Raw genomic sequence first — 24541 nt, 5'->3', positions numbered from 1 at the left:
GATTAGCCCTCCGTTTTCAGGTCCTGTGCGTAGAGGTCGTAACCGTAAACCCATGCCGGGTCTTCCTGGTCGCGCAGGAACGTGTTGGCGTTGGAAACGCTCTGTACGCGGGTGGCGCGCTCTTTACGGTTGTTCTCGTACAGTTTGAACGCGGTGGCGTAATCGTCGATTCCGGTTTCCTGCAGGCAGCGGGTCAGCATGGCGGCGTCTTCGATCGCCATGCAGGCGCCCTGAGCCATGTGCGGCTTCATCGGGTGGCAGGCATCGCCGAGCAGTACCAGGCGGCCTTCGCTCCATACCGGCAGCGGGTTACGGTTTTTCAGCGGCCACTTGGTGACGCTTTCGGTGGATTCGATCAGTGCCTGGACAACCGGGTGGTAGCCCTTGAACGCTTCGAACATCTCTTCGCGGCTGCTGTCGATAAAGGAGCCTTCGAATTCCAGTTTTTCCTGCGGAACACCGGTAACGTAGTAGTACTCGTCTTTCTTGCCGGTGGTGTAGTAGACCATCATGTGGCGATCTTCAGACCACCATTTAACGCAGTCTTCGAAGCTCAGGTTGTGCTTGGCCAGCGCTTCGCCGGTGATCAGTGCGCGGTGAGCAACCCAGCCGCTGTAGGTCGGGTCTTCTGGGCCGAGCAGGACTTCACGGATTTTGGAGTTGATGCCGTCGGCACCGACGACTATGTCGGCACGGGCAGTCGTGCCGTCTTCGAAGGAAAGCAGTACGTCATCGCCGGAATCTTCAACACCAGACAGCTTTTTACCGAACTGAACGGTACCCGGTTTCAGATGGTCGATCTGGGTAGCGTGCATATCACCGCGGTGGATGGTGATGTAGGGAGCGCCGTACTCTTTCAGTGCGTAATCGCCCAGCGGGATACGCGACATGTAGTCGCCGGTTTCGCCGTCACGGCTGAACCAGAAATCCGGGTGGGAGGCCATGTCGCTGAGTTTCTGTTCCAGTCCGATCTTGCGGAAGATCTTCATGACGTTGGGACCCACATGGATACCGGCACCCAGACGGGAGAACTCTTCGGACTGTTCATAAACAGTAACGTTAAATCCGGCCTCCTGAAGCAGGGCCGCTGCAGCAGCACCACCAAGACCCGCGCCAACAATGGCGATCTTCTTCTGTTTGTCAGTACTCATTCTTAACCTCGTAATGCATTTGGTTAGTGCGGTTGCAAGGCAGCGACAGCTGCGCAGCAAATAGCGTATACACTATAATTAATCCAACGAGGGGGCTAAGTAAAGTGTACAGACCAAAAAAATATGAAAAAGGCTGTGCCTTAGATCAGGCTTTTCAAAAAATGTGACATTAGATTGCTGATGTGTATCAATAAAAACAGCCTGTTATAGCTGTTTGATAGCTTTGCTAGCCACGCGGAGGGCTTTTACATGAGATATTAATAGTGTATACACTATGTGGTATAGCGGGCTTCGGTAGGTCGTGACGCGATGGCCGCAGTCTAAAGTCATTAGGATCCTGAGGAGAGAGACGATGCCGGTAAGTAATTCCGAATTGGCGCAGATGTTCGAAGAGGTACTGCGTCTGTCGAAAGTGGACGAGACCCAGAGCGTTGCGATTCTGAAAAGCCATTACTCTAATGAGCGTATCGTCAGCGCCGCGATGGATGCCGCGCAGCGACTGAAAGCCCAGGTCTATATAGTGGAGCTGCCAGCCTTCAATCACCCCAAGGCGATGGGCGCCGACTTGACCGCCTATTGTGGCGATACGCCTCTGACCGGAAATCTGGCCGCGCAGCGCGCGCTGGAAGCCGCCGATATGGTAGTGGATACCATGATGCTGCTGCACTCGCCGGAGCAGGAGCAGATCCTGAAGTCGGGTACCCGTATCCTGCTGGCGGTAGAGCCGCCGGAAGTGCTGGCCCGAATGCTGCCGACAGAAGCCGATAAATTGCGCGTAGAGGCCTCTAAAGAGTTGCTGCAGTCGGCTAGGTCGATGCATGTAACCTCCAAGGCGGGTTCCGATTTCCGTGCCAGCCTCGGTCAGTATCCGGCCGTCACCGAGTACGGTTATGCGGACGAGCCGGGACGTTGGGACCACTGGCCCAGCGGCTTCCTGTTCTCCTGGCCGAACGAAGGTACCGCCGAAGGCAAGCTGGTGATCGATGTGGGTGATATCCTGCTGCCGTTTAAGACCTACGCGCGGGAAAAAACCGTGCTGGAGATTGAAAAAGGCTTTATTACCAGTATCCATGGTGGCTTCGAAGCGGAATACCTGCGTGATTACATGGCCTACTTCAAAGATGAAGAGGTTTACGGCATCTCGCACATCGGTTGGGGGCTGCAGCCGCGGGCGCAGTGGACCGCCATGGGGCTGTACGATAAGAACGATGGCATGTGTATGGATGCGCGTGCGTTCTACGGTAACTTCCTGTTCTCAACAGGTCCGAACACCGAGGTTGGCGGCAGTCGCAAGACGCCTTGCCACATGGATATCCCGCTCAGAAAATGCAGCGTTTACCTGGATGATAAGCCTGTAGTCGTGGAAGGCGATGTAGTCGCGCCGGACATGTCGATCGTCAAGTAAGGATCGTGAGGTAACGGGCTGCAATCATTTCGTAAGTGGTGACAATTATGAGCGCTAAGGTCTCATTAGTAATTAATGGCGAACAGTACAGGCTGGATCTGCCGCCGGAAACGCCCCTGTTGTATGTGCTGCGCAATGACCTGTGCCTGAACGGGGCCAAGTTCGGTTGTGGCCTGGGGCAGTGCGGTGCCTGTTCCGTCATTGTTGATGGCCTTTGCGCTCGTTCCTGTGTGCTTCCCATCGGCCGATTGGAAGGCCGTTCCATTACCACCCTGGAGGGGCTGGGAACGGCTGAGCAGCCCGACGTGGTGCAGGAAGCCTTTATCCACGAGCAGGCGGCCCAATGCGGTTACTGTCTGAACGGAATGATTATGGCCACCAAGGCTCTGCTGGCCGCCAATCCCGCACCGACAGATGACGAGATTCGCGAAGCGTTGAAGTTCAACCTTTGCCGCTGCGGTACCCATGTAGAAATTTTAAGAGCGGTAAAACGGGCAGCGGAGCAGCAGGCGGTAAAGGCATGAGTGAAGACACCAGCAAAGCGGTTCAGCGGGAGTCGCACGTGCCCTGTAAGCCGGGCCCGGAAGATATGTTATACGGGGTGGCTTTGCGTCCACCTCAGTTCCAATTAATTAATGGGCGTTTTGTCAGCAGCCGTCTGGTAAAGGCGGAGCTCGTGCTGAGTGGCGCGCAGTTGATCGTCGCCGATAACTTCGTTGCCGTGGTGGCACAAACTCCGGAGCAGGCGAGGTTGGGTGCCCGACAGGCAAAACTGGTCTGGAATAAACCCGAGGCCAGTCTAGTGGCTGTGGATAACAGCACGAGTCAGGATCTGGCGACCCACAAAGAGAGCTACGGCTCCCGTTTTGCCTGGCCCAACCGGATCCGCTGGGGCGAAAGTCCGGAGTGGGTGGCGGCTGCTGAAACCCAGGGGCGCTGGACCATCTGGGCTCCATCCAACAGTCACACTCGGCTCAGGGCAGACCTGTCATCGATGCTGGGGTGCAGTGTCGATGACATTGAGGTGGTCGGCGGTCATAAAACCGGCATCAGCCGTACCTGTGCTGATGACGCCGCCGCTGATGCGGCGCTGCTGGCAAAACTGACCAAGCGATCGGTGTCGGTGCTGCTGGATGAGGCCTATCAGGATGTGGTTGATGGTTTGGGGGTCGCTCAGGCAAATCGTCTCAACTATGCGTCGTCAGATCGTAGCATCGACCAGAAAGTCGAGCAGTTCTGGAACAGCGCTCCCGCCGTCGCCCTGTTACTGGCTAATATCGCGCCGGCGCTGAACCGGCGTGAAGTGAGTGAGCGTCACTGGCCTTACGATTTCGACCGGGTGTCGATAGAGGACGGGCCGTCGGAGCAGGAGGCATACTGGGACCTGGAGCAGGATCGACTGCAGGATGTTTTTGCCCGGGAAACCTTTGTTGATGAACTGGCCGATAAGGATGGTTGCGATCCCATCGCCTACCGCCTGCGCCATCTTAACGATGAACGCAGTCGGGAGCTGCTCGCCTCGGTAGCCGCCAAAGCGGGCTGGCAACCTGGGGACGCTAATAGGCCGGTTTCCGACAAGGTTGATATATCCACAGGGCGCGGCGTCGCCTGCTCTCAGCAGGGGGGCGAACAGGGTGACCAGAGCGAGGGTGTACGCTCGGCCTGGATCGTCGATCTTGAGGTGAACAAGATCACCGGGGATATCACGCTGAAGCGCCTGGTGGTTGGCCAGGATTCTGGCCCTGCGCCGGAGCAGGAGTTCCTCAAGGATCTGCTGCAGCGAGAGCTGCTGTCTGTGAGCCGGCCGTTGCTGCTGGGGCAGACCGCCTACGATCAATGGGGCAGTGACGACTCTGCTCAGATTTCAGCCAGTGGCGAACTGCCGGTGGAGATCAGTCGCCTGCCCTCGGTCGAGGATAGTGAGAGTGGATCCGAAGTCAGTGCGCAGAAAGCTAGTATGGAGCAAGTCAGCCCCGAAGTTTTCTATCCCGCTATCTCTGCCATAGGCAACGCCATACATAACGCCACCGGCGTACGTTTCAGAAGCCTGCCGTTTTCGGCAGAGCGGATTCGTGGTGCAGCCCTGCAGGGCGCGTCGAGCGTACCAGCGGCGGAAAAGTCCCGCAGAATTAAACGTAATGGCTTCAGGGCAGCGGCCGCGGTCGGTCTTGGAGTGGCGGCCATGGCCTGGCCCTGGCCGAAGGCGATGGTGCCGGTTTCGCGACCGGCGCCTGACCTTTATTCACAGGCGACTATCGAGCGCGGTCGGCTGGTGGCGGAAGCCGGGGACTGTGCGGTCTGTCATACCGAAATCGGCGGTATCGAAAATGCCGGCGGCCGGCCGTTTGAAACCCCATTCGGCACCGTTTACAGCAGCAATATCACACCGGATGAGAAGCAGGGGATCGGCAGCTGGAGCTTTGAGGCGTTCAATCGCGCCATGCGTCACGGCATAAGCCGTGATGGCAAACATCTCTATCCGGTCTTTCCCTATACCGCTTTCGCCAAGATCAGCGACGGTGATATGCAGGCGCTTTACGCTTACCTGATGGCGCAGAAGCCGGAGACGCAGGTCAATAAAGCGGCAGAGATGAGCTTCCCCATGAGCTATCGGCCGATACTGGCGGGTTGGAACACGCTGAATCACGATCCCAAACCCTTTGAACCCGATGCATCCAAGTCGGATCTCTGGAATCGGGGCGCCTATCTGGCCGAGGGTCTGGGTCACTGTAGCGCCTGTCACTCCCCCAGGGACCTGCTGGGCGCGGAAAAGAAAGGCAGTAACTATCTGGCCGGCGCCCTGGTCGATGGCTGGGAAGCGCCGGCGCTAAGTTCGTTGTCCAATGCGCCCAAACCCTGGACGGAAGAGGATCTTTTCCAGTACCTGCGTGAAGGGCGCTCCGTCAATCACGGTGTAGCGGGTGGTCCCATGGCGCCGGTGGTGGCAGGCCTTGCCAATCTGCCAGAGACCGATGTGCGTGCAATCGCTCATTATGTCGCTTCCTTCTCCGATCAATCCGCTGTGGCTGAAGCGGTGCTGACCACGCCGGCGCCTTTGCCCGCGGGGCTGGATGAGGCATCGCTGGCGGCCCTGGGCGAGGGGCAGCGAATCTTTGATTCAGGCTGTGCCGTTTGTCATGACGAGGGCGGCCTGCCATCGCTCACCCGTGCGGATGTCCCCTTGGGCGTGAATACCAACCTTCACAGCAACACCCCGGACAATGTCATCCAGACCATTCTCTATGGTGTACAGGCGAAGACCCTGGAGCTGCCCAAGGTCGGCATGATGCCTGGCTTCAAGCAGGACTATGATGATGGCCAAGTGGTCGCACTGGTTAAATATCTGCGCTCTGCTTTTGCACCGGGTAAAAAGCCGTGGAGTGATGCGGATATCCGAAGCAAGGTCGCCGACTACAGGGCGTACCCTGGTACGCACTGAGCTGGTTGAGGCTATGGGGAGGGGCAGCAGGGACTGAAAATAGTACTGCTATCGGGCTGTCGTCCCGTGACCACACGGAAAATTATTACAGTTTGATCCTTAACCGGATTGTGCTCATTAAAACTACACTATCCGGTTTCTCCGGCTTGTCGGTTATTGGTCAGTGCCAGCAGCAGGGGGGCAATATCCTCGAACTCATCGGCCCAAAGCACATTGAGCCCCAGGTCGTTCGCATCCTGCTCTTCGAGGAGCAGAGCAAGTGCGTCCATGGGGTCCTGGCCGGATGAGGTGCCTGGCGTCTTCTTGATGATGTAGTGGTTCAGCACCTTTTCGGGATTCTTTCGATTTGCCACATCCAGCAGTCTTCGCAGGTTCGGGTCTGACAGACTGAGGCCGATAAAGAGGCAGGTATTCTGGCTGATCTTGTTAAGCTGAATCAGGTTAGACCAGCTGAATGGCTCGATAAACTGATTGTGGTAAGCATCCTCACTGAATACCAGCTCCATCTGACTGGGTATTTCACCTTTTCTCGGCAAGAACCCGTTGACGTGATAAATGGGAATCTCTTTGGGAGAGTTTCGGGCTCCTTCTTTATAAATGGAATGAAAATTAATGTTCTGTTTTTTTAGATTTTCTTCCAGCAGGGAATCAAAGTTAGTGGTGATAATAGAGTCCAGCGGCTTTCCATCTCTCTGTGGGCGAGACAGCTCGACGATGGCATCAATAATGTCGCAGCTATGAGGGTTGCTGCTATAAAGCGATGAACGTATTTCCTTGAGGAAGTCTTTTCCAAGGTTGTTCTTCAGGTATTTGCCCATCAACAGCGAGGAGGGCTTATACCTTCTTTGAAATATCCCCGCGTCGCTTCCCTCCAGTGATATGGAGTGGTCATTGGATACCCGGCGCATCATCGACTCAAGCAAGGTGAGCAGCAGCTTGTTCCAGGAGGGCACGCCTGCGCCGATGGTGACTCCGGCGCCGCAGAAAAGGGTCAGCTGGCCAGCATGCAGGGATTCGGCAATGGATTGGATCTGGTTGGCGTATTTCTCTGTGATGCTCGGTTTAGCGCTTACCCTGTCATCTTTGAACCGCTCTTCATCCTGCAGTATTTCAAGCAGTTTGCTGATACCAAGGTCTAGGTTGTCGCTCATATCGATTATAAAGTCTTGTATCAGATAACTCGGGGCCTGGGACTTGTCGATTAACAGGGGAATAACTCTCAGGGTGCTTTTTGACAGCTCGTTCAGGGCCAGTGCCGAGAGTTCGTGCTTAAGGGCATCTGAAGCCAGCGAGTGTGTGCTGAGTATCACAACATAGGCGTCAGATGAGCTGCTGCTCTCTTCCAGTTTTTTAAATACGTTCTCACCCGGCGTGGTGGAAAGGGGGTCTTCGATAACCTTATGCCTGGCCTTTTTCAGGGCAGAGGATATTACCGAGGCTGTATCATTGTCCTTGTCGCTATAGGTCAAATAAATTTTCATTGTGCCCGCCAGGAAAATTAGCGCGAAGACTCGTTTTGTCTCAACTTTTTATCATAAAAAGTTAACTGGCTAATTATAGACCAACCAGGATGGTTGATCAGTTTCAGTTTTTCCGGAGATATCAGGCGCGACAGCCCTGTTTCGTCGCGCCGGAAAAGGAATAAACCAGAGTGGGGAGATGATAAGGGGGGATTTTTAATTTTGTATTAAACAAAGGGCGGGATCATCGTCTCATTTTGGGATGCCAGCTTCTCGCCCTGCTTATCCGAGTCGTCGGCCACCAGGCTCTCTGAAGCGAGCAGTTCCCAGGAGTCGATAAGGTCGATGATGAATGCTTTAAATCTCATGGCCATGGTCGGTGCCTCCAGTCAGTTTAGCGTCCGCAGGACCAAGCATAAATCGTACCTTTTTTGCATAAGCGTTAAGCGGCAGGCCCAACTCGGCGTATACACAGTATTTGCGTGTATAGGTAAGCAGCCCTGAAGTCCGCTATCTCGACCGATTAGAAACGGTACAGCAGCTATCAATAGGTGGCGAAAGGGCTTGCCCAAGGGCCTGACCGTCGTACTGGGTTGACTCGCATTCCCAAGGTGTTGAGTCGCCATAGCATTGATTAAACGACAAGGTGGACGGTATCCAGAGGCTCGGTGCATTAGTCACTTTTTCAGGCAGAGGGAAACGCTGAACAACGGTTGCTGGTGCAGTCTTTTTGCCCTGTTTTGGGGCGATAAGATGTATGCGTGTTACAAGTCTGTGCACTAATAGTGTATACGCTTTAAAAAAATATCAAATAATTGTCCTGGAGCAATGAATATTGCATGTTTTTTAGGTCTTGGAACGGTCCTTGCTAAGTATTAAATAGCGTGTACGCCATAAAAGGTGTCGTGCCATAAATTATTTTAGCTGTTCTTCAAACTGCGGCTGTGCTGAAAGCAACTGCAAGCAGTAAGAAGAGAAGAGGGAATTGAGATGACTCCAACAAGCATCGGTACCTGGTTTATCTGGGCCCTGGTTTTGCTGTGCTACCTGGTGCCCTATACGGTCCTGACCAGCGTGCAAGCCTGGTATGGCAGCTTTCTATTCTGGTGTCTGATTGGTGCTCTTGTGATCGTCACTAATCTGATTATTACCAAAGATTTTGAGGAGCACTGAGCATGAGTGAATCATTAATCTGGTGGTCCGTCGCCATCTATCTGGTAATAGCGATAGGCATCGCAGTACTCTCCCGTCAGGGCAAGGCCGCCGATATGTCGAGTTACTTCCTCGGTGGGCGACAGATGAACGGTTTTGTCTCCGCGCTGAGCTACAGCGCTACCACCTACAGCGCGTTCATGATGGTAGGCCTGGCGGGCCTGACCTATAAGGGGGGCGTCGGCGCCCTGGGCTTTGAGATCGTTTATTTTGCCGGTGTTTCGCTGGTCGCGATTTTTGGGCCTAAATTCTGGTCCGTCGGCAAGAAGTTCGGCTATGTCACTCCCAGTGAAATGCTGGGCCATCGCTACCAGAGCAAGGCGGTAGCCACCTCTACTGCGCTGGCCAGCTGCCTGTTCCTTATCCCCTACGCAGCGGTACAGCTGACCGGTGTCGGCTACCTGTTGGCGGGGATGACCGATGGCGCTATCTCGTTCACTACCGGGGTGCTTTTCGCCACAGTGCTGGCGCTGTTCTTCTCCTATATCGCCGGTATCCGCTCGGTGATGTGGACCGATTCGCTGCAGGCGATCATGATGGTCGTGGTCTCTACCATCGTTGCACTGATCGTAATCGACAAGCTTGGCGGGTTTGACGCCATGTTCGCTACCCTGGAGAAGGATCACCCAGAGTCTCTGACCGTGCCCGGCAGTGGCCTGTTCAGCTTTGTTACCTTCCTGGGGCTGACCATTCCCTGGTTCTTCTTCAGCCTGTCTAACCCCCAGGTGAGTCAGCGTCTGTTTATGCCCTCATCGCTGAAGTCGCTGCGCCAGATGCTGATCGGCTTCCTGATTTTCGGCTTCATCTATACGCTGGTGTCTGTGCTCTGGGGCTTTTCCGCTCTGGTGGCTTTCCCCTCGCTGGAAAAGGCAGATATGGCGACTCCGGCACTGCTTTCCTCCGGCATGGTGCCGCCGGTGCTGGGCGTTATCGTTATGATCGGCATCATGGCTGCGGCGGTATCGACCATCGACTCGATCATGCTGACGCTATCTTCCATGCTGGCGCGTGATGTCTATGCGAACGTGAAGCAGGATGTGCCTGAATCGCGTCAGCTGCTGGTGGGCAAGCTGGTTATCCCCGTTATCGCTATCCTGGCCTACGTCTTTGCCCAGCTGGAGCTGGATCTGATCGCCGTACTGTCGGTGGCCGCGTCCTCGGGCCTTGCGGTGCTGGTGCCAGCAACCATTGGTGCCTTCTTCTGGCGTCGCGCAACGGCGGCAGGCGTGCTGGCCAGCACCCTGGGTGCCGGCGCATTGGTGCTCTACATCTATGCCACTGGCGGAAAGCTGTTCGGCTTGCCTGCGGGGATCTGGGGCGTTCCGGTTGCGACTCTGCTGTATGTGGTCGTCAGCCTCTGCACCCAGCGCCCGGGCGCCATTGCGGATGAGTTTATCGATGAGTCGAAGAGTGTGCTTAAAAAGAAAGCTCCTCGTTCATCTGCACCGGCTATGGCTGCCCAGAAGGCGTAATGAGTCCATTAGGGCCGAAGGAGACCGCGATATAAATTTATCGCGTCTCCCTGTGGTATAAGGCGTCCATATACTGGCTGAGATTTGCGGCCAATACCGGGGTCTGTCTAAAGAAGGCTTTGGTAGTAACTTCTTAAAAATCAAAGCTATATAACGCGATAGCTATATGAGATATCGGCGTTTCATGCCCGCTCCTTGGGGCTGTCTTTTGCAGAAGTGGCAGCCCAAAGGAGATCAATCTTCAAGTCGGCTACGCCAAGAATCTGTTCCTGGCTTCCTAAACAATCCGCCTAGAGATTCAGGGGCTCTCAATATGGGCGCCACTCCTAATCTTTGACATAAACACTGGTTAAACCGGATGGTTTCAATGCTTAAACCCCCAGTAGTTTCTTTATGTTTTAAAAATCGCTCAATCAATTATCAGGCAGGAAAGATGCGAGAGGCTGCTTCGCCTGAGGCCCGTTTCCCTTTGCGTGCGTCGCTTTTGCTGCTCGCGCTGGCGGCTGGCGTAAGCGGCTGTACCAGTCTGGATTCCACTGCCGTGGATGTTGCTTATGCAGAGCCCAGTCTGGGTGGCGACACCCTGACCCTCGACGGCTTTACCTTTCGTGATTTGAATCATGATGGCCGACTTCAACCTTACGAGGATTGGCGACTTCCCGCGGCGCGACGTGCACAGGACCTGGTCGCCCGGATGCGCCTGAGTGAAAAAAGTGCCGCCATGATGCACCCCTACGCCAGCGATGACTCGGGTCACTATGACGCGGCAAAGGTCGAGCAGCAGATCGCCGCAGGCTACAACACTTTCATCACCGGGTTGACGTTAGCGCCAGGTGAACTTGCTAGAGCGAACAACGCCGTACAGAAAATGGCCGAGCGGAGCCGTCTGGGTATTCCGGTCACCTTCAGCTCTGATCCGCGCAATATCTATAGCAAGGTGCGCGGCGCCAGTGTGGATGCTGAAGGCTTTTCGCAGTGGCCCAACCCGCTGGGGCTCGCTGCACTGGGAGATACTGATCTCGCTCGCCGCTACGGCGATATCACCCGCCAGGAGCTGAAGGCGGTGGGCATTCGGGTGTCGCTCTCGCCGCAGATCGACCTGGCCAGCGAGCCACGCTGGGGGCGCCTGTTCGGCACGTTCGGCGACGATCCGGAACTCTCTGCGCTGTTGGCACGAGCGGAGATCGAGGGCATCCAGTCGGGCGACAACGGGCTCGGCGCGGATAGTGTCGTGGCTGTTGCCAAGCATTTTGCCGGTTACGGAGCAGCCCGGGAGGGTTACGATGCGATCATGCCTTACGCCTCAACGCTCGACTTCGATGCTGGCGATGACAGCTTCGATACTCACCTTATTCCCTTTGAGGGCGCATTCTCGGCCGATGTGGGCTCGGTAATGGTGACCTATGGCGCTTTGCCTGCCGGCATCACGGCTAAAGGGATTACGCTTGGTACCGAAGGTGGTGCTTTCAATGCGCCGCTGGTTAAGGAGCTCCTACGGGGTCATTACGATTTCAATGGGGTGGTGATGACGGACTGGGGTGTCACACGGGACTGTAATCAGATCTGTCGGGAAGGCTTGCCGGCGGATATGACGCGGGAAGAGGCGAATAGTCTCGGAAGTCGTCTCGGGGTGCCCTGGGGCGTTGAGTCGCTCTCCCCGGAGGAACGATACGCCCGCGCTGTGTCGATTGGCGTCGATCAGTTCGGCGGCTCGCAGGATGCCGATCTGCTGGCTCAGGCGGTCACCGACGGTCTGTTGTCTGAGTCCGCCATAGACGCGGCGGTGACCCGTATCATGCGCCAGAAGTTTGAGCTGGGACTTTTTGATAACCCCTATGTCTCTCCACAGGCAGCCGAAGCACTGTTTGCCAGTCCGGCGTTTCTGCAGCAGGGACTGGAAACCCAGGCTCGTTCTCAGGTGCTGCTGAAAAACGCCGCGGTAGATGGCGGTCCGCTGCTGCCGCTGCAGGCCGGACGGCGTGTTTACCTGGTGGGTCTGTCGGCAGAGGCTGCCCGCGCTGTGGGTCTGGTTCCGGTCGATCGCCCGGAGATGGCCGAGCTGGCGATCGTGAACCTGCCGATGCCGGCGGGGGACGACCATCCGGGGTTTGACCCCTATTTCGTCGAAGGGAGTCTCGGCTATGCCGATGACGAACCTGCATACAGCATGCTAAAGAGCCTTGCTGGAAAGCTGCCTGTGATCGCGCTCGCAGATCTCAGCCGTCCGGCGATTCTCACGCCAGTGGCTGCGCAAAGCCAGGCCGTGCTGGGCAACTTCGGCGCCAGTGATAATGCGATTCTGAGCGTCATTACTGGTGTAATACCGCCACAGGGTAGGTTGCCCATGGCGTTGCCGGCTGATAACAACGCGGTGACAGAGCAGCGCTCGGAAATTCCTAACGATCTCGATGATCCGGAGTTTCCCCGAGGCTTTGGCTTGGGCTATTAATAACCGGGCTATTCAGCTATCGCACTACTGAGCTATCGCGGCCATCATGAGTGGTTGCCCCAGAGCCCGGCTTCGCGCCGGGCTTTGCATCGGTGTTGCCAGTCCCAGGGTGGAGCTTCAGCCTGGCATCGGGTGGACTTTTAGAGTCCCAGATCGCTGAGCCCAGGATGATCATCCGGACGGATTTCCTGCTGCCAGAGGAACTTACGTTCAGACTCATCGATGGGCAGATCATTGATGCTAGCGTGGCGGGTCTGCATCAATCCGTTAGCGTCGAACTCCCAGTTTTCGTTGCCATAGGAGCGGAACCACTGGCCGCTGTCATCATGCCACTCGTAGGCAAAGCGCACGGCGATGCGGTGGCTGTCGAACGCCCATAGCTCCTTGATCAGGCGGTACTCGTGTTCCTTCTGCCACTTTCGTGTCAGGAACTGGATGATTTCGTCCCGGCCGTGGATAAATTCACTGCGGTTACGCCAGAGTGAATCCTGTGTATAAGCTAGCGCCACCTGTTCAGGTTTACGCCCGTTCCAGCCGTTTTCTGCCGCGCGGACCTTCTGGATGGCGGTTTCGCGCGTAAACGGCGGTAAGGGCGGGCGCGGTTCTGTGGACATCTCGGTCTCTCCACTAAAGGGGCGGCACTATGCGCCGCCCATGTATTGGATCCTGCATTTACCAGTTGAGAGCTTACCAGGCAGAGTATTTGAGGAACTTGCCGCTCATGGTCACGACCACGCGGTCGCCCTTCGGGTTTTCCTCTTTATCCACTTCCATGTTGAAGTCGATGGCGCTCATGATGCCGTCGCCGAATTTTTCCTGGATCACCTCTTTCAGGGTGTCGCCGTAGACGCCCATGATCTCGTAAAAGCGATAGACCAGCGGGTCAGTGGGTACGGTCTGTTCCCAGATTTTGGTGGGGAATTTCTGCAGTGCTGTGGATACCTCGCTGCCGAGCCCCAGGCAGTCGCAGATCGCAGCGGCCTGTTCCGGTGATGCGCTGTTCATGCCGAGGCAAGCGGAAGTCAGCCAGACCGGTGAGGCGCCGACCTTTTCGGCGATCGCTTCCCAGGTCAGGCCCTTCTCCAGTTTGCTGGCGATAATGGTTTCGGTCATTGTCACTTTGTCCATCAGAAGCTCCTTGGCTTTTGTCTGTGCTTATTGCGTACTTTTGGCGGTTGTGTAAGCGATTAATAGTTATTCACAGCCCTGGGCCGGGGCGGGGCCGGCTCCTTGCTGGTTGTGGTGTCGGCTTCGCTGCTGAGCAGTGTCGGATCCACTTCGCGGGTTTCGCTGGCGGCGCTGCCGCTTGAGCCAGAGAGGTTGCCGGAGCGAGCCACCAGGAAATTCACCAGGTAGTTGCGGATCTTGTAATAAGCCGGGGTTTCGATAATCTCCGCCCGACTGCGCGGCCTTGGGATGGAGATCTTCACCGACTCCGCCACCCGCGCCTGCGGGCCATTGGTCATCAGCAGGATGCGGTCGGCGAGCAGGATCGCTTCATCCACATCGTGGGTGATCATAAATACCGTCTGGTGGGTTTCAGCCCAGATCTTGATCAGCTCCTCCTGGATAATGCCGCGGGTCAGTGCGTCCAGGGCGCCGAACGGCTCATCGAGCAGCAGCAGTTTTGGGCTGGTGGCGAAGGCGCGGGCGATACTGACGCGCTGGCGCATGCCGCCGGAAAGCTCCGAGGGCTTCTTCTGCAGCGAATGACCCAGGCCCACCATCTCGAGAAATCGGCGGCTGTGCTCGTTGACCTTATCCTTGCTCCACTTGGGCCAGCGCGCTTTCACGCCAAAGGCAACATTTTGCAGGGTGGTCAGCCAGGGCAGCAGACTGTAGTTCTGGAACACCACGCCGCGATCCAGGCTGGGGCCGGAAACCTCCTTGCCGTCCATGATCACGTTGCCGCTGCTCGGCGTATCAAGACCCGCCAGCACGTTGAGGATGGTGGACTTGCCGCAACCGGAGTGGCCGATGATGCAGACGAACTCGCCCTTGTCGATGCCGATATTGACGTCCTCGAACACCACCAGCTCGCCGGATTTCGATGGGTAGCTCTTGCTCAGTCCTTCGATGCTTAAAAAGCGGTTGGACATGTGTTACTCCTCGTATTTCACCAGTTTCGCCAGTGACCCGAGCACCAGGTCCAGCAGCATGCCTATCAGCCCGATCATCAGGATCGAGAAGATCACGCTGTTCAAATCCAGGTTGTTCCACTCGTTCCAGACGTAGTAGCCGATACCGGTACCACCGACGAGCATCTCGGCGGCGACGATGACCAGCCAGGCGATGCCGATGGAGATGCGCATGCCTGTGAGGATGGTCGGTGCCGCCGCCGGCAGAATCACCAGGAAGGCGGTCTTCAGGGCGCCCAGTTCATGGGTCTGGGCCACGCGAATCCAGTCCTTGCGCACATTGGCGACGCCAAAGGCGGTGTTGATCAGCATCGGCCAGATGGAGCAGATGAAGATGACGAAGATCGCCGACTGCTCCGAGTCCTTGATCACGAACAGCGCCAGTGGCATCCACGCCAGCGGCGAGATCGGCCGCAGCACCTGGATAAACGGGTTTAGCGCCTTGTACATCAGCGGTGACATACCGATCAGAAAGCCCAGCGGGATCGCCACCAGGGCGGCGGCGATAAAGCCGGTCAGCACCCGGTACAGGGAGTAGGCGAGCTGGATACCGATCCCCTTGTCGTTGGGGCCTGCGTCGTAGAACGGATCGCTGAGTTCATCGAAGGCGTGGCTCAACACCTGGGAGGGCGGGGGAACCCGCGCCTCCTGGTCGGCGCCGCCCATCAGCCGCTCGTACTCGGTCATTTCGGCGCTGGCGGCGGGAGGCTGGTTCAGCGCCTCCCAGACACCGAGCCCGACCAGCAGAATCAGCAGCGAGACGATAACGGCTTTCACATTAAGTGAGGCCATGGCTTAACTCCGCTTGATGGCGAAACTGTTGATGTACGCCTCGGGCTGGGTGTAATCGAACTCCTTGCCCATGATCATGTAGTTCTCATAGGTCTTGGATGGCGGCTCGTAACCCAGATCACGCATCACCTGGCTGGTATCGGATGCCAGGTAGACCTGCTCGGCGATGCCGCGGTAATCCACCTCGCCGTTGATATAGCCCCAGCGCTTCATCTGGGTGAGGATCCATACCGCCATGGAGTGCCAGGGGAAGGGATCGAAGTCGATGCGGCCGGGCACGTCCTGCACCTTGGCTTCCAGGCCATCCACATAGCGCCCGGTGAGTACCTGCTGCACTACCACCTCCGGCTGGTTCAGGTAGTTGGTAGGCGAGATCGCCTTGGCGATTTCGGCACGGTTTTCCGGCTTGGATGAGTAGTGAGTCGCATCGACGATCGACTTGAACAGTGCTGCGTAGGTGTTGGGCATCTCGGTGGCGAACTTCTGGCTGCAGGCGAATGCGCAGCAGGGGTGACCCTCCCAGATATCCTTGGTCAGCATGTGAATAAAACCGACTTTCTCGTAGACGGCGCGCTGGTTGAACGGGTCGGGGGAGAGGTAGCCATCCAGGTTGCCGGCGCGCAGGTTGGCCACCATCTCGGGCGGCGGCACTACACGGATCTGGATATCCTGGTCCGGGTCGATGCCGTGTTCCGCCACGTAGTAGCGCAGCAGGAAGTTGTGCATGGAGTATTCGAACGGGACGCCGAACTTGAATCCCTTCCACTGCTTGGGATCGCGTTTGTCCTTGTGCTTGTTGTGCAGCACGATCGCCTGGCCGTTGATGTTCTCCACCGCCGGCATGATGTACGGCGTGGCGCTGGAGCCCGCACCCAGGGTCATCGCCAGTGGCATCGGAGTCAGCATGTGCGAGGCGTCATACTCGCCGTTCAGTGACTTGTCGCGCGCTACCGCCCAGCCGGCGGTCTTGATCACCTCCACATCCAGGCCGTACTTGGCGTAGAAGCCCATGGGCTCGGCCATGATGATCGGGGTGGCGCAGGTGATCGGCACAAATCCCACCTTGAGCTTGGTTTTCTCCAGCGGCCCCATCGATTCCTTCACCGCCGCCTTGACCTTGTCCAGCGGCAGAACGCTGCCCAGCGCTGCGGCCAGGGTGCCGCCACCTATCATGCGGATGAAGTTACGCCGGCTCGGGTCATGGTGGCCAAATACGCCGCGGACGATGGCGCTCTCCACTACCCGATCCATCATGTCGTCGCTTGAGTCGAACCGGGTGTCGGCGGTCGGCGCGTCAGCCCGATGGATATGGTCTTTTTCGGCCTGTTTCTCCATCAGGATCTGTCGGTCCCGGTCGGAAAGGCCCTGAGCGGAACGAGCTTCTGCGCTGCAGAGCTCGCAGGTGCAACTATTGGAGTGGGTAAGGCTGTTGGACGCGTCAAACGGATTCGCCAGGCTCTTGGTCGTCATGAACGTGCTTCCTCTCGTTGTGAAGTTAGGCTCTGGTTCTAAATGGTGCGTTTGCCACCAGGCAGTGCGGGATCCTTGAGCTGCCTGAGGCCGCGTTGTCCTTGCTGAGTAGCTCTAAGGCAAGTCCGGTGCCAAACCCGGATCTTCAATTTAACCTGTTGAAATTGATTGGTTTTCGCTTCGTTGTTTGAGCCGGAGAGAATGACGAGATTTCGTTAAATACGAAATGTCGCCAGTGGTTTTTACGAAATCTCGTAACCTGGCGCGAAACTTGTTTCCCCTGACAGAACTGTTTTCTGCAAGGCTTCAGGGAGGGAAGAATGTTTGATCGTCACTTCGATGCCTCGGCCACGGCGCAACTGGTCGTTGATGCGGTCGGTGATAGCGTCGTCTGCGCTAATCAGGAAGCCAGCCGGTTGTTGGCCATCGGCCGGGAGGAACTAACATCCCGGCCGGTCAGCTCGCTCTTTGGTGACTGCTTCCCCGAGTTGATTACGTTCACCCAGGAGCTGCTCGATAAGGGGCAGAGCTGGACCGACAGGTTGAGTGTCGACATCGGTTCGCAGCCGGAGCGTATGGAGATCTCCGGCCGCTGCGTGCAGGTTGGGGAACGGCAGTATCTGTACCTCAGCCTGCAACCCGCGCAAGCGTTGAAGATACTGCGCGACCGCTCCGATGCGAGCCGCCATCACAGCCATGGGCTGGGTCACTGGAACCGGGTGGCGCGGGTGTTTCAGGAGTTCGAGCGTGAGAACCAGCTGCTGCTCGATGCGGCCGGCGAGGGCATTTACGGCGTCGATACCGAAGGCCTCACTACCTTTGTGAACCCGGCGGCCCAAGAGATCCTCGGTTATACGGCGGCGGAGCTGGCGGGAAAAAATATGCACTCCACCGTGCATCACTCCCACGCCGACGGCTCCAATTTCAATGCCAGGCGCTGCCCCATCTTTGCTGCGTTCAGGGATGGCGAAGTACATAGCGTTGAGGATGATGTGTTCTGGAGCAAGGATGGCCGGCCGATCGATGTGGAGTACACCAGTACACCGATCAAGGAGAACGGCCAGATTGTCGGCGCGGTGGTGGTGTTTCGCGATGTCTCGCAGAAAAAGGCGGACCGACGTCGGCTGCTGGAGGTGCTGGAAGAGGTGCAGGCTTTGAAACACCGGCTGGAGCTGGAAAACGCCTACCTGCAGGAGGAGCTCAATTCCGAGTTTAACCACCATCAGCTGATCGGAAACAGTCACGCCATCCAGAACACCTTCCATCAGATACAGATGGTGGCGCCGACGGACTCGACGGTGTTGATCCACGGCGAGTCCGGCACCGGCAAGGAGCTGATCGCCCGGGCTATTCATGAGATGAGTGATCGCGCCGGCCGCTCGCTGATCAGGGTGAACTGCGCTGCGGTCCCCGAGGATCTGTTCGAAAGCGAGTTCTTCGGTCATGCCAAGGGTGCGTTTACCGGCGCTATTCAGGATCGCATAGGCCGATTCGAACTGGCCGATGGCGGCACATTGTTTCTCGATGAAGTCGGGGAGATTCCGCTGCATCAGCAGGGTAAGCTGCTGCGGGTGTTGCAGGAGCAGCAGTTTGAGCGTGTCGGCGAGGCAAAAACACGCCAGGTGGATGTGCGCATTATCAGCGCCACCAACCGCAATCTTCGCCAATTGGTGAGCGATGGCCTGTTTCGTGAAGATCTATATTTCCGTTTGAACGTATTTCCCATTGAGTCTGAGCCACTGCGGCGGCGAAAGCAGGATATTCCCCAGCTGGCGCTGCATTTTCTGCGGCGCACCGAGCAGCGGGCGAACAAGTTCGGGTTACAGATCTCGAATGCGGGGATGGAAGCGCTGCAGCGCTATGACTGGCCGGGCAATATCCGCGAGCTCGAAAACGTCATCGAGCGCCAGGTGATCCTGGCTAAAGGCGAGCTGCTGCACTTCAGGGAGCTGCTGGAAGTATTGCCAGAGGTGGGCGGTAGCGGAGCTGCCGGCCAGGAAGTGCTGCCGGCGTGTTTGATGGCGCAGCAGGAGAAAGAGAACATGATCAAGGCGCTGACATGTTGCGGCGGTAAGGTGTCTGGACTGGATGGCGCCGCGGTATTGCTGGGGCTCAAGCCCACGACGCTGGCGTCTCGTTTGAAGAAGCATGGTATAGACCCAAGGCGGTTCAAGGGCGGAAATCTGAGCGTACCTGCCTGACGCCAAGGTCTATGCCGAGGGAACTCAGTACAGGGTTAGGGTCTATCCTGATCTAAGTTTTGAAAATTTAAGCACCGTCTTGGCTAAAGGAGAGAGAAGATGTGCGATATCACCGGTTGTGGACAAAAATATTCAGACAAGCCTCTACCGACGGCGCCGCTTGAGCAGCGTCGCGCCTTTCTGAAAGGGATGGCGGCGCTGCCTTTGGCGGTGGTGCTGGCCGATAGCCAGCTGGCGCAGGCCGCAGGTGAGCGCATGGAAAAGGTATCGCTGGCGCTGCCGGGCGGGCAGACCGCGAACGCTTATCTGGCACTGCCTGAAGGTGTCGACAAGGCACCCACTGTGCTGCTGATCCATGAATGGTGGGGGCTTAACGACCAGATCAAGGCGGTGGCGGCGGAGCTGGCCGAGCAGGGTTTTATTGCACTGGCGGTGGATCTATACAACGGCGAGTACGGCAGCACTCCGGAGGAGGCGAATGCGCTGCGCATGGCGCTGGATTCCGAGCTTGCCACGCAGACCCTGGTGGGCTGGATCGACTGGCTCAAGCAACACCCTAACAGCACCGGCAAGGTGGCAACCCTGGGCTGGTGCTTTGGCGGCGGCTGGTCGTTGAATGCCTCCCTGGCCACGCCGGTTGATGCCACGGTGATCTATTACGGCAGTGTCGCTAAAACCGCCGCGGAGCTGGCGCCCTTGCAGAGTCCGGTGCTGGGCCATTTCGGCACCCTGGACAACAACATCAATGAAGAGATGGTGGGCGGCTTCGAGAAAGCGATGGCCGAAGCCGGTAAAACCGATCTTGAGGTGCACTGGTATGTGGCGGATCATGCCTTTGCCAACCCCACCGGCTCCCGCTATGACGAAGAGGATGCCGCCCTGGCCTGGAGCCGGACGGTGAGCTTCCTCTACAAAACGCTGGGATAAAGGCGCGAGGGTTCTGGACGGAACCGGAACCCTGCTTTAGCTGTCAGTAAAATACCCTTTACCTTATACGCGGAGTCCGACGGTGTTTATTCGGGTGGCCGTAGCCATTCTTGCTTGTCTGTTAACTATCTGGGCGATTCAGGCCTTTGCCAAACCCGCTCCCTGGTATCTCTGGGAGAGTAAGGTTGATGGTCACAGGCTTTGTCGTCAATTCGATCCCGGTGAGGGCTGGACCCGGGTGAATGGGCCTTACAAAGATGCGCAGTGTCGTATCGCCACGCTTCCGCCCAAGCCTCGTTAATCTAAAGTGTCTTTACTGCGGCGTTGCTGTCCCGTCATAGACGTCGGGACACTGCGCCTTTTCAGTGCAAATATGCGGGCTGGATGTATTAATTAGCCGATCCTTGAGCCCGGTCAATAGATCCCAGCCATAAACCCCCGCTCCTGCCTTTGGCGGCCCCGAGGTGCGTGCGAAAATATCGCTTTTGCACCGGTATGGCCTCCGCGATATCGGTTTGGACAAGGGTGTTTCAATGAGTCAGATGGATTTTGCCAAGTTATGCCTGCACGGAAAGCAGTATTCGGGGTTCGACAGCGAGGATGAAGCGCTGCTACTGGCTGAGGGAGCGAAACTGTTGCCCTACCTGCCCGACGTCACCGATAAGTTTTACGCTGAGTTGCAGCTGATTCCCGCCGCCCGGCCGTTTCTGGAAGGGCGCCTTAGCGCACTGAAAGCGACGCACAACGCCTGGCTGGATAGCGTGTTTACCGGTCCTTATGATGACGATTTCGCCTCATACATGCACCATGTGGGCGCCGTGCACGTGAAGGTGAGCCTGCCGGTGGAGTTTATGGCCAGTGGCACCTTGCTGATTCAGAAGCACCTGATCCCTGTTATCGCCAATCTTTACGCCGATGACCCGGCGCTGATGGGACGAATGGTGAAGGCGGTCAGCGCCGTGACTGGCTTCTGCCTGATTATCATGCAGGAGTCCTACCAGACCTCGCTGCTGGCCAAGGAGCTGGAAAAATTCATGGCAATTACCGGTATCAGCAGGGCATTGTTCAACAACCTGGCGTCAGCCTACAGGGATACCGGCCCCAGCCTTTGAGGCGTGGTTTAAGGGGCGTGGTTTAAGGAGGATAGTGCCTCCTGTCCAATTTCTTTCATTTGACTCCCATCTTTTTATAGCGCAATTTTTGTGCAGTGCACAAAAGGAAGGGGGCAGGATGAAGGATCGGATACGACTTAATCTGGCGCTCCAGGGAGGCGGTGCTCACGGCGCGTTTACCTGGGGTGTGCTCGACCGCCTGCTGGAAGAGCCCTGGTTCGAAATCGAGGGTATCAGCGGCACCAGTGCTGGCGCCATGAACGCCCTGATGCTGGCCGAGGGCTGGCGTAAAAACCGGGTGGAGGGTGCCCGTGAACAGCTCGCTCTGTTCTGGGAAGAGCTGATGCAGCCGGTGAACCTGTCCGGCAATGCGCTCGGCGATGCGGTGGGCTGGCTCTGGCAGAGTATCAGTTCACATCTTTCTCCCTATGATCTGAATCCTTTCGATATCAATCCTCTGCGTGGTCTGCTGGAAAAAAGTGTCGACTTCGAGGCGCTCCGGCGAGCCTCGCCGTTCAAGCTTTACATCGCTGCCACCGCGATCGATAACGGCAAGCTGAAACTGTTTCGCGAGAACGAGCTGCGGGTGGAGCACCTGCTTGCATCCGCCTGTCTCCCCAAGCTCCATCAAGCCGTGGAGATCGAGGGCAAGTATTACTGGGATGGCGGTTTTGCCGGTAACCCTGTGCTCTACCCCCTGTTGATGGAGGGCAAGAGCCTTGATTTGCTGATGGTGCTGCTGCAGCCGATGGAACGAGCGGGCCTGCCGACCTCTTCTCAGGCGATCGCCGACCGGGTGGCGGAGCTCGGTTTTCAGACCGCGTTTATGCGTGAAATGCGCGCCGTCATTTTGATGCAGCAGCGGCTCAAGCGCCGGCCCTGGCTATTGGGGAATCTCGAACGGCGTTTTCGTCATCTCAGGTTTCATCTGGTGGGGCCGGACGAAACCCTGGCTTCGTTGCACCGATCCACCAAGTACGATACCAGCCGCAGCTTTCTTTATGAGCTGCGCGATCGGGGCCGGGATCAGGCCAGCCGGTTTATCTCTCTGCACGGTAATAAACTGGGTAAGCGAACAAGCTGTGTTCTGCAACGCAATTTTCTCTGATATCAACCACCCCTGCCGGCTGGGCGAGGCGCTGGGTGTCGAGTAGAATGTGGCCACCGAGTGCCTTTAAGAGACGGAGACCTATGACTGACTCGAGTGATCCGCAGCCGCAGAACGAATCGGCTGAGAACGGACAGGAGGGGCGCAAACCCCGCGGCATCTACCTGCTGCCCAATCTGTTTACCACCGGTGCGTTGTTTGCCGGTTTTTATGCCGTAATTGCGGGGATGAGCGGGCGTTTCGAGGCCGCTGCCGTGGCCATATTCCTGGCGATGGTGTTCGATGGGCTGGATGGTCGTGTGGCCAGGATGACGGGAACGCAGAGCAAGTTTGGCGCTGAATACGACTCCCTGTCCGACATGGTGTCTTTCGGTATTGCGCCGGCTCTGGTGTCTTTCACCTGGGTGTTGAGTGACCTGGGCAAGGTTGGCTGGGTGGCTGCCTTTGTATACTGTGCCGGCGGCGCCTTGCGTCTGGCGCGGTTTAACACGCAGATCGGCTCCATCGACAAGCGTTACTTTATGGGCCTGCCGAGCCCGGCGGCTGCCGCGGCGATTGCCGGTCTGATCTGGTTCTGCACCGTCAATGAAATCGATCCCAGCGGTTTCGCCTACGGTATGGCGGTGTACGTCGCTTTGGCCGGTGTGCTGATGGTCAGTAACATTCTGTACTACAGCTTCAAGGATGTGGATTTCAAAGGCCGGATCCATTTCCTCAAGCTGGCCGCCATCGTTCTGGTGGTAGCGGTGATCGCCACCAATCCGGCGCTGTTCCTCTGGGTGCTGTTCCTGCTGTACGCGATCTCTGGCCCGCTGCTCTGGCTCTGGCGCCGCCGCCCCCGCAGCGCCAAGTAAACGCAAGCGTAATTCAAAACGCCCCGACCTGTTCGGGGCGTTTTTGTTTGTGGGCAGGAGAGGGGGGCTCAGTTTTCCAGCTGATCGCGCAGGCGGTAGTACCAGATCGCCAGCGTTGCATAGAAGGGGTGCCAGGCGTGCAGAGGCAGTGGCTTCATCTCACTGAACGGCAACGGCAGCCTGACACGGGAGTCGAGCAGGTGCTCACCAATGGCGCCGCCGATGGAGCAGCCCATGGCCACGCCGCGACCGTTAAAACCGAGCGCCATGGTCAGGCCGGGCATCGGCTGGTGGATATGCGGCAGATGCTCGCGGTTCATCGCGATGCGGCCAGACCAGGCATAGTCCACCTTCAGGTCTGGGAATTGCGGGAACAGCATACGGCGATCGGCCATCATCTTGCCGTAGTCCTTCAGGCTGGCGGGCTCGCTGAACGTACCGCGACCCCCAAGCATCAGCCGGTTGTCGGGGCTGATACGGAAATAGTTGGCCAGGCGGCGGGTATCGGAAACCACCGCCCGGGTGGGGAGAATCTCGTTCAGCTGCGACTCACTCAGCGGTTCGCTGGCGATCTGGAAGCTGTTGGCCGGTACGATGGTGGCGCGCAGTTTGGGCAGCAGGCTGCCCGAATAACCGTTGGTGGCGATCACTGCCTGGCTGGCGATAATCTCGGCCCCGGCAGCGGTTTTAACTATCCAGTTATCACCATTGCGCTGCAGGCTGGTGGCTTCGCTCTGGCTGCTGATGGTGACGCCTGCGTCAGTGGCGGCACGCGCAAGACCTTGCACGAAGTTAAGTGGATGCAGGCTGCCGGCGCGATAATCGATCCAGCCGCCGACAAAACAGGGGCTGCCGGTGAGTTTCTGCATGCGGTCAGCATCCAGCCACTCTGCGTTGCAGCCCCGGTTCTGCCACTGCAGCAGCCGCCGTTTCAGGGTCGGCAGGTGAGCCTGTTTGATCGTGGGCTGAATCCAGCCCTGTCGCACCGGACTGCAATCGATGCGGTATTTGTCGATCAGCTCGAAGACGGTATCCGCGGCACGACCGATAAAGTCGGTGCTGGCTTCACCGAACATCTGGTCTACCTGGTCCGGATCGTATTTAAGCCCGGGGATAACCTGGCCGCCATTGCGCCCACTGGCGCCAAAGCCAGGTTCGACACTGTCCAGCACAATCGCCTTGGCGCCGCCCTCGGCTAGCTTGAGGGCGGCAGTCAGGCCGGTAAAGCCGGCGCCGATGATAACGACATCGGTGCGATGAGTGCCGTGCAGGGTTTCATGGCTAGTTTCATCGCTTTCGGCCGGGCGGGCAGTCGCCGTCCATAGCGACTTGTTCGGGTCAGTCATATTTT

General features: G+C 57.5%; 20 protein-coding genes. 11 read left to right on the top strand and 9 right to left on the bottom strand.

The genetic code is table 11. The features are described from left to right. Positions 1-2: 2 nt before the first annotated feature. Complete coding sequence (locus C4S72_RS23955) at positions 3-1151, bottom strand: FAD-dependent monooxygenase (RefSeq protein WP_104005738.1); 1149 nt, start codon at positions 1149-1151, stop codon at positions 3-5. 352 nt (positions 1152-1503) lie between these two features. Between C4S72_RS23955 and C4S72_RS23950 the strand changes: the two genes are divergently transcribed. Genes C4S72_RS23950 through C4S72_RS23940 form a run of 3 tightly spaced genes read left to right on the top strand, consistent with a single transcriptional unit; the run spans position 1504 to position 5995 of the window. After that, positions 1504-2556, top strand: coding sequence for a 2,5-dihydroxypyridine 5,6-dioxygenase (locus C4S72_RS23950; protein ID WP_104005737.1), 1053 nt, complete (start codon positions 1504-1506; stop codon positions 2554-2556). Between the two features lie 47 nt (positions 2557-2603). After that, the gene (locus C4S72_RS23945; protein ID WP_104005736.1) at positions 2604-3080 is read left to right on the top strand and encodes a (2Fe-2S)-binding protein; all 477 of its coding nucleotides are present in this window, start codon (positions 2604-2606) and stop codon (positions 3078-3080) included. Then, the gene (locus C4S72_RS23940) at positions 3077-5995 is read left to right on the top strand and encodes a c-type cytochrome (protein ID WP_104005735.1); all 2919 of its coding nucleotides are present in this window, start codon (positions 3077-3079) and stop codon (positions 5993-5995) included. The genes C4S72_RS23945 and C4S72_RS23940 overlap by 4 nt, the downstream gene beginning before the upstream one ends. 128 nt (positions 5996-6123) lie before the next feature. Here the strand turns inward: C4S72_RS23940 and C4S72_RS23935 are convergent, their stop codons facing one another. Together C4S72_RS23935 and C4S72_RS25830 are read right to left on the bottom strand one after the other, a co-directional pair. Continuing rightward, on the bottom strand, positions 6124-7476 hold the full coding sequence (locus C4S72_RS23935) for an SIR2 family protein (RefSeq protein ID WP_104005734.1): 1353 nt from the start codon (positions 7474-7476) through the stop codon (positions 6124-6126). Positions 7477-7682: 206 nt separating this feature from the next. Then, positions 7683-7829 (bottom strand): hypothetical protein, encoded by a 147-nt coding sequence (locus C4S72_RS25830; RefSeq protein WP_160115583.1) that lies wholly within the window; start codon positions 7827-7829, stop codon positions 7683-7685. 616 nt (positions 7830-8445) lie between these two features. On the opposite strand from C4S72_RS25830, the gene C4S72_RS23930 reads away from it, so the two are divergent. The 3 genes from C4S72_RS23930 (at position 8446) to C4S72_RS23920 (ending at position 12588) form a co-directional block, all read left to right on the top strand. Further along, on the top strand, positions 8446-8628 hold the full coding sequence (locus tag C4S72_RS23930; RefSeq protein WP_104005733.1) for a hypothetical protein: 183 nt from the start codon (positions 8446-8448) through the stop codon (positions 8626-8628). 2 nt (positions 8629-8630) lie between these two features. Next, a complete protein-coding gene (locus tag C4S72_RS23925; protein ID WP_104005732.1) occupies positions 8631-10139 on the top strand; it encodes a sodium:solute symporter family protein in 1509 nt (502 codons plus the stop codon). A 433-nt stretch (positions 10140-10572) separates the two neighbouring features. Next, complete coding sequence (locus tag C4S72_RS23920) at positions 10573-12588, top strand: glycoside hydrolase family 3 protein (RefSeq protein ID WP_160115582.1); 2016 nt, start codon at positions 10573-10575, stop codon at positions 12586-12588. A 140-nt stretch (positions 12589-12728) separates the two neighbouring features. On the opposite strand, the gene C4S72_RS23915 is transcribed toward C4S72_RS23920, so the two are convergent. The 5 genes from C4S72_RS23915 to C4S72_RS23895 all read right to left on the bottom strand — a co-directional run bounded on the left by C4S72_RS23915 (position 12729) and on the right by C4S72_RS23895 (position 16988). Then, positions 12729-13202 carry a nuclear transport factor 2 family protein gene (locus C4S72_RS23915; RefSeq protein ID WP_104005730.1) on the bottom strand — a complete coding sequence of 158 codons (474 nt, stop codon included), beginning with the start codon at positions 13200-13202 and terminating at the stop codon, positions 12729-12731. Between the two features lie 73 nt (positions 13203-13275). Further along, positions 13276-13716 carry a cyanase gene (cynS, locus tag C4S72_RS23910; RefSeq protein ID WP_104005729.1) on the bottom strand — a complete coding sequence of 147 codons (441 nt, stop codon included), beginning with the start codon at positions 13714-13716 and terminating at the stop codon, positions 13276-13278. 59 nt (positions 13717-13775) lie between these two features. Next, complete coding sequence (locus C4S72_RS23905) at positions 13776-14687, bottom strand: ABC transporter ATP-binding protein (protein WP_104005728.1); 912 nt, start codon at positions 14685-14687, stop codon at positions 13776-13778. Between the two features lie 3 nt (positions 14688-14690). Further along, the gene (gene ntrB, locus C4S72_RS23900) at positions 14691-15518 is read right to left on the bottom strand and encodes a nitrate ABC transporter permease (protein WP_104005727.1); all 828 of its coding nucleotides are present in this window, start codon (positions 15516-15518) and stop codon (positions 14691-14693) included. A gap of 3 nt (positions 15519-15521) precedes the next feature. After that, positions 15522-16988 carry a CmpA/NrtA family ABC transporter substrate-binding protein gene (locus C4S72_RS23895; RefSeq protein WP_104005726.1) on the bottom strand — a complete coding sequence of 489 codons (1467 nt, stop codon included), beginning with the start codon at positions 16986-16988 and terminating at the stop codon, positions 15522-15524. A 320-nt stretch (positions 16989-17308) separates the two neighbouring features. On the opposite strand from C4S72_RS23895, the gene C4S72_RS23890 reads away from it, so the two are divergent. The 5 genes from C4S72_RS23890 to pssA all read left to right on the top strand — a co-directional run bounded on the left by C4S72_RS23890 (position 17309) and on the right by pssA (position 23190). Beyond that, a complete protein-coding gene (locus tag C4S72_RS23890; protein WP_104005725.1) occupies positions 17309-19189 on the top strand; it encodes a sigma 54-interacting transcriptional regulator in 1881 nt (626 codons plus the stop codon). A gap of 99 nt (positions 19190-19288) precedes the next feature. Continuing rightward, on the top strand, positions 19289-20116 hold the full coding sequence (locus C4S72_RS23885) for a dienelactone hydrolase family protein (RefSeq protein WP_104005724.1): 828 nt from the start codon (positions 19289-19291) through the stop codon (positions 20114-20116). A 533-nt stretch (positions 20117-20649) separates the two neighbouring features. After that, positions 20650-21228 carry a protoglobin domain-containing protein gene (locus C4S72_RS23875; protein WP_104005723.1) on the top strand — a complete coding sequence of 193 codons (579 nt, stop codon included), beginning with the start codon at positions 20650-20652 and terminating at the stop codon, positions 21226-21228. 118 nt (positions 21229-21346) lie between these two features. Continuing rightward, positions 21347-22336, top strand: coding sequence for a patatin-like phospholipase family protein (locus tag C4S72_RS23870; RefSeq protein WP_104005722.1), 990 nt, complete (start codon positions 21347-21349; stop codon positions 22334-22336). An 83-nt stretch (positions 22337-22419) separates the two neighbouring features. Then, complete coding sequence (gene pssA / locus C4S72_RS23865) at positions 22420-23190, top strand: CDP-diacylglycerol--serine O-phosphatidyltransferase (protein ID WP_104005721.1); 771 nt, start codon at positions 22420-22422, stop codon at positions 23188-23190. A gap of 68 nt (positions 23191-23258) precedes the next feature. Here pssA and C4S72_RS23860 read toward each other — a convergent pair whose 3' ends face one another. Next, a complete protein-coding gene (locus C4S72_RS23860; RefSeq protein WP_200826890.1) occupies positions 23259-24536 on the bottom strand; it encodes an NAD(P)/FAD-dependent oxidoreductase in 1278 nt (425 codons plus the stop codon). Positions 24537-24541: the final 5 nt, after the last annotated feature.

The sequence above is a fragment of the Marinobacterium lutimaris genome (genome assembly GCF_900108065.1).
Classification (GTDB): domain Bacteria; phylum Pseudomonadota; class Gammaproteobacteria; order Pseudomonadales; family Balneatricaceae; genus Marinobacterium_D; species Marinobacterium_D lutimaris.
The sequence above is the reverse complement of the archived record's forward strand: the minus strand, read 5'-3'. Positions and strand labels throughout refer to the sequence as shown.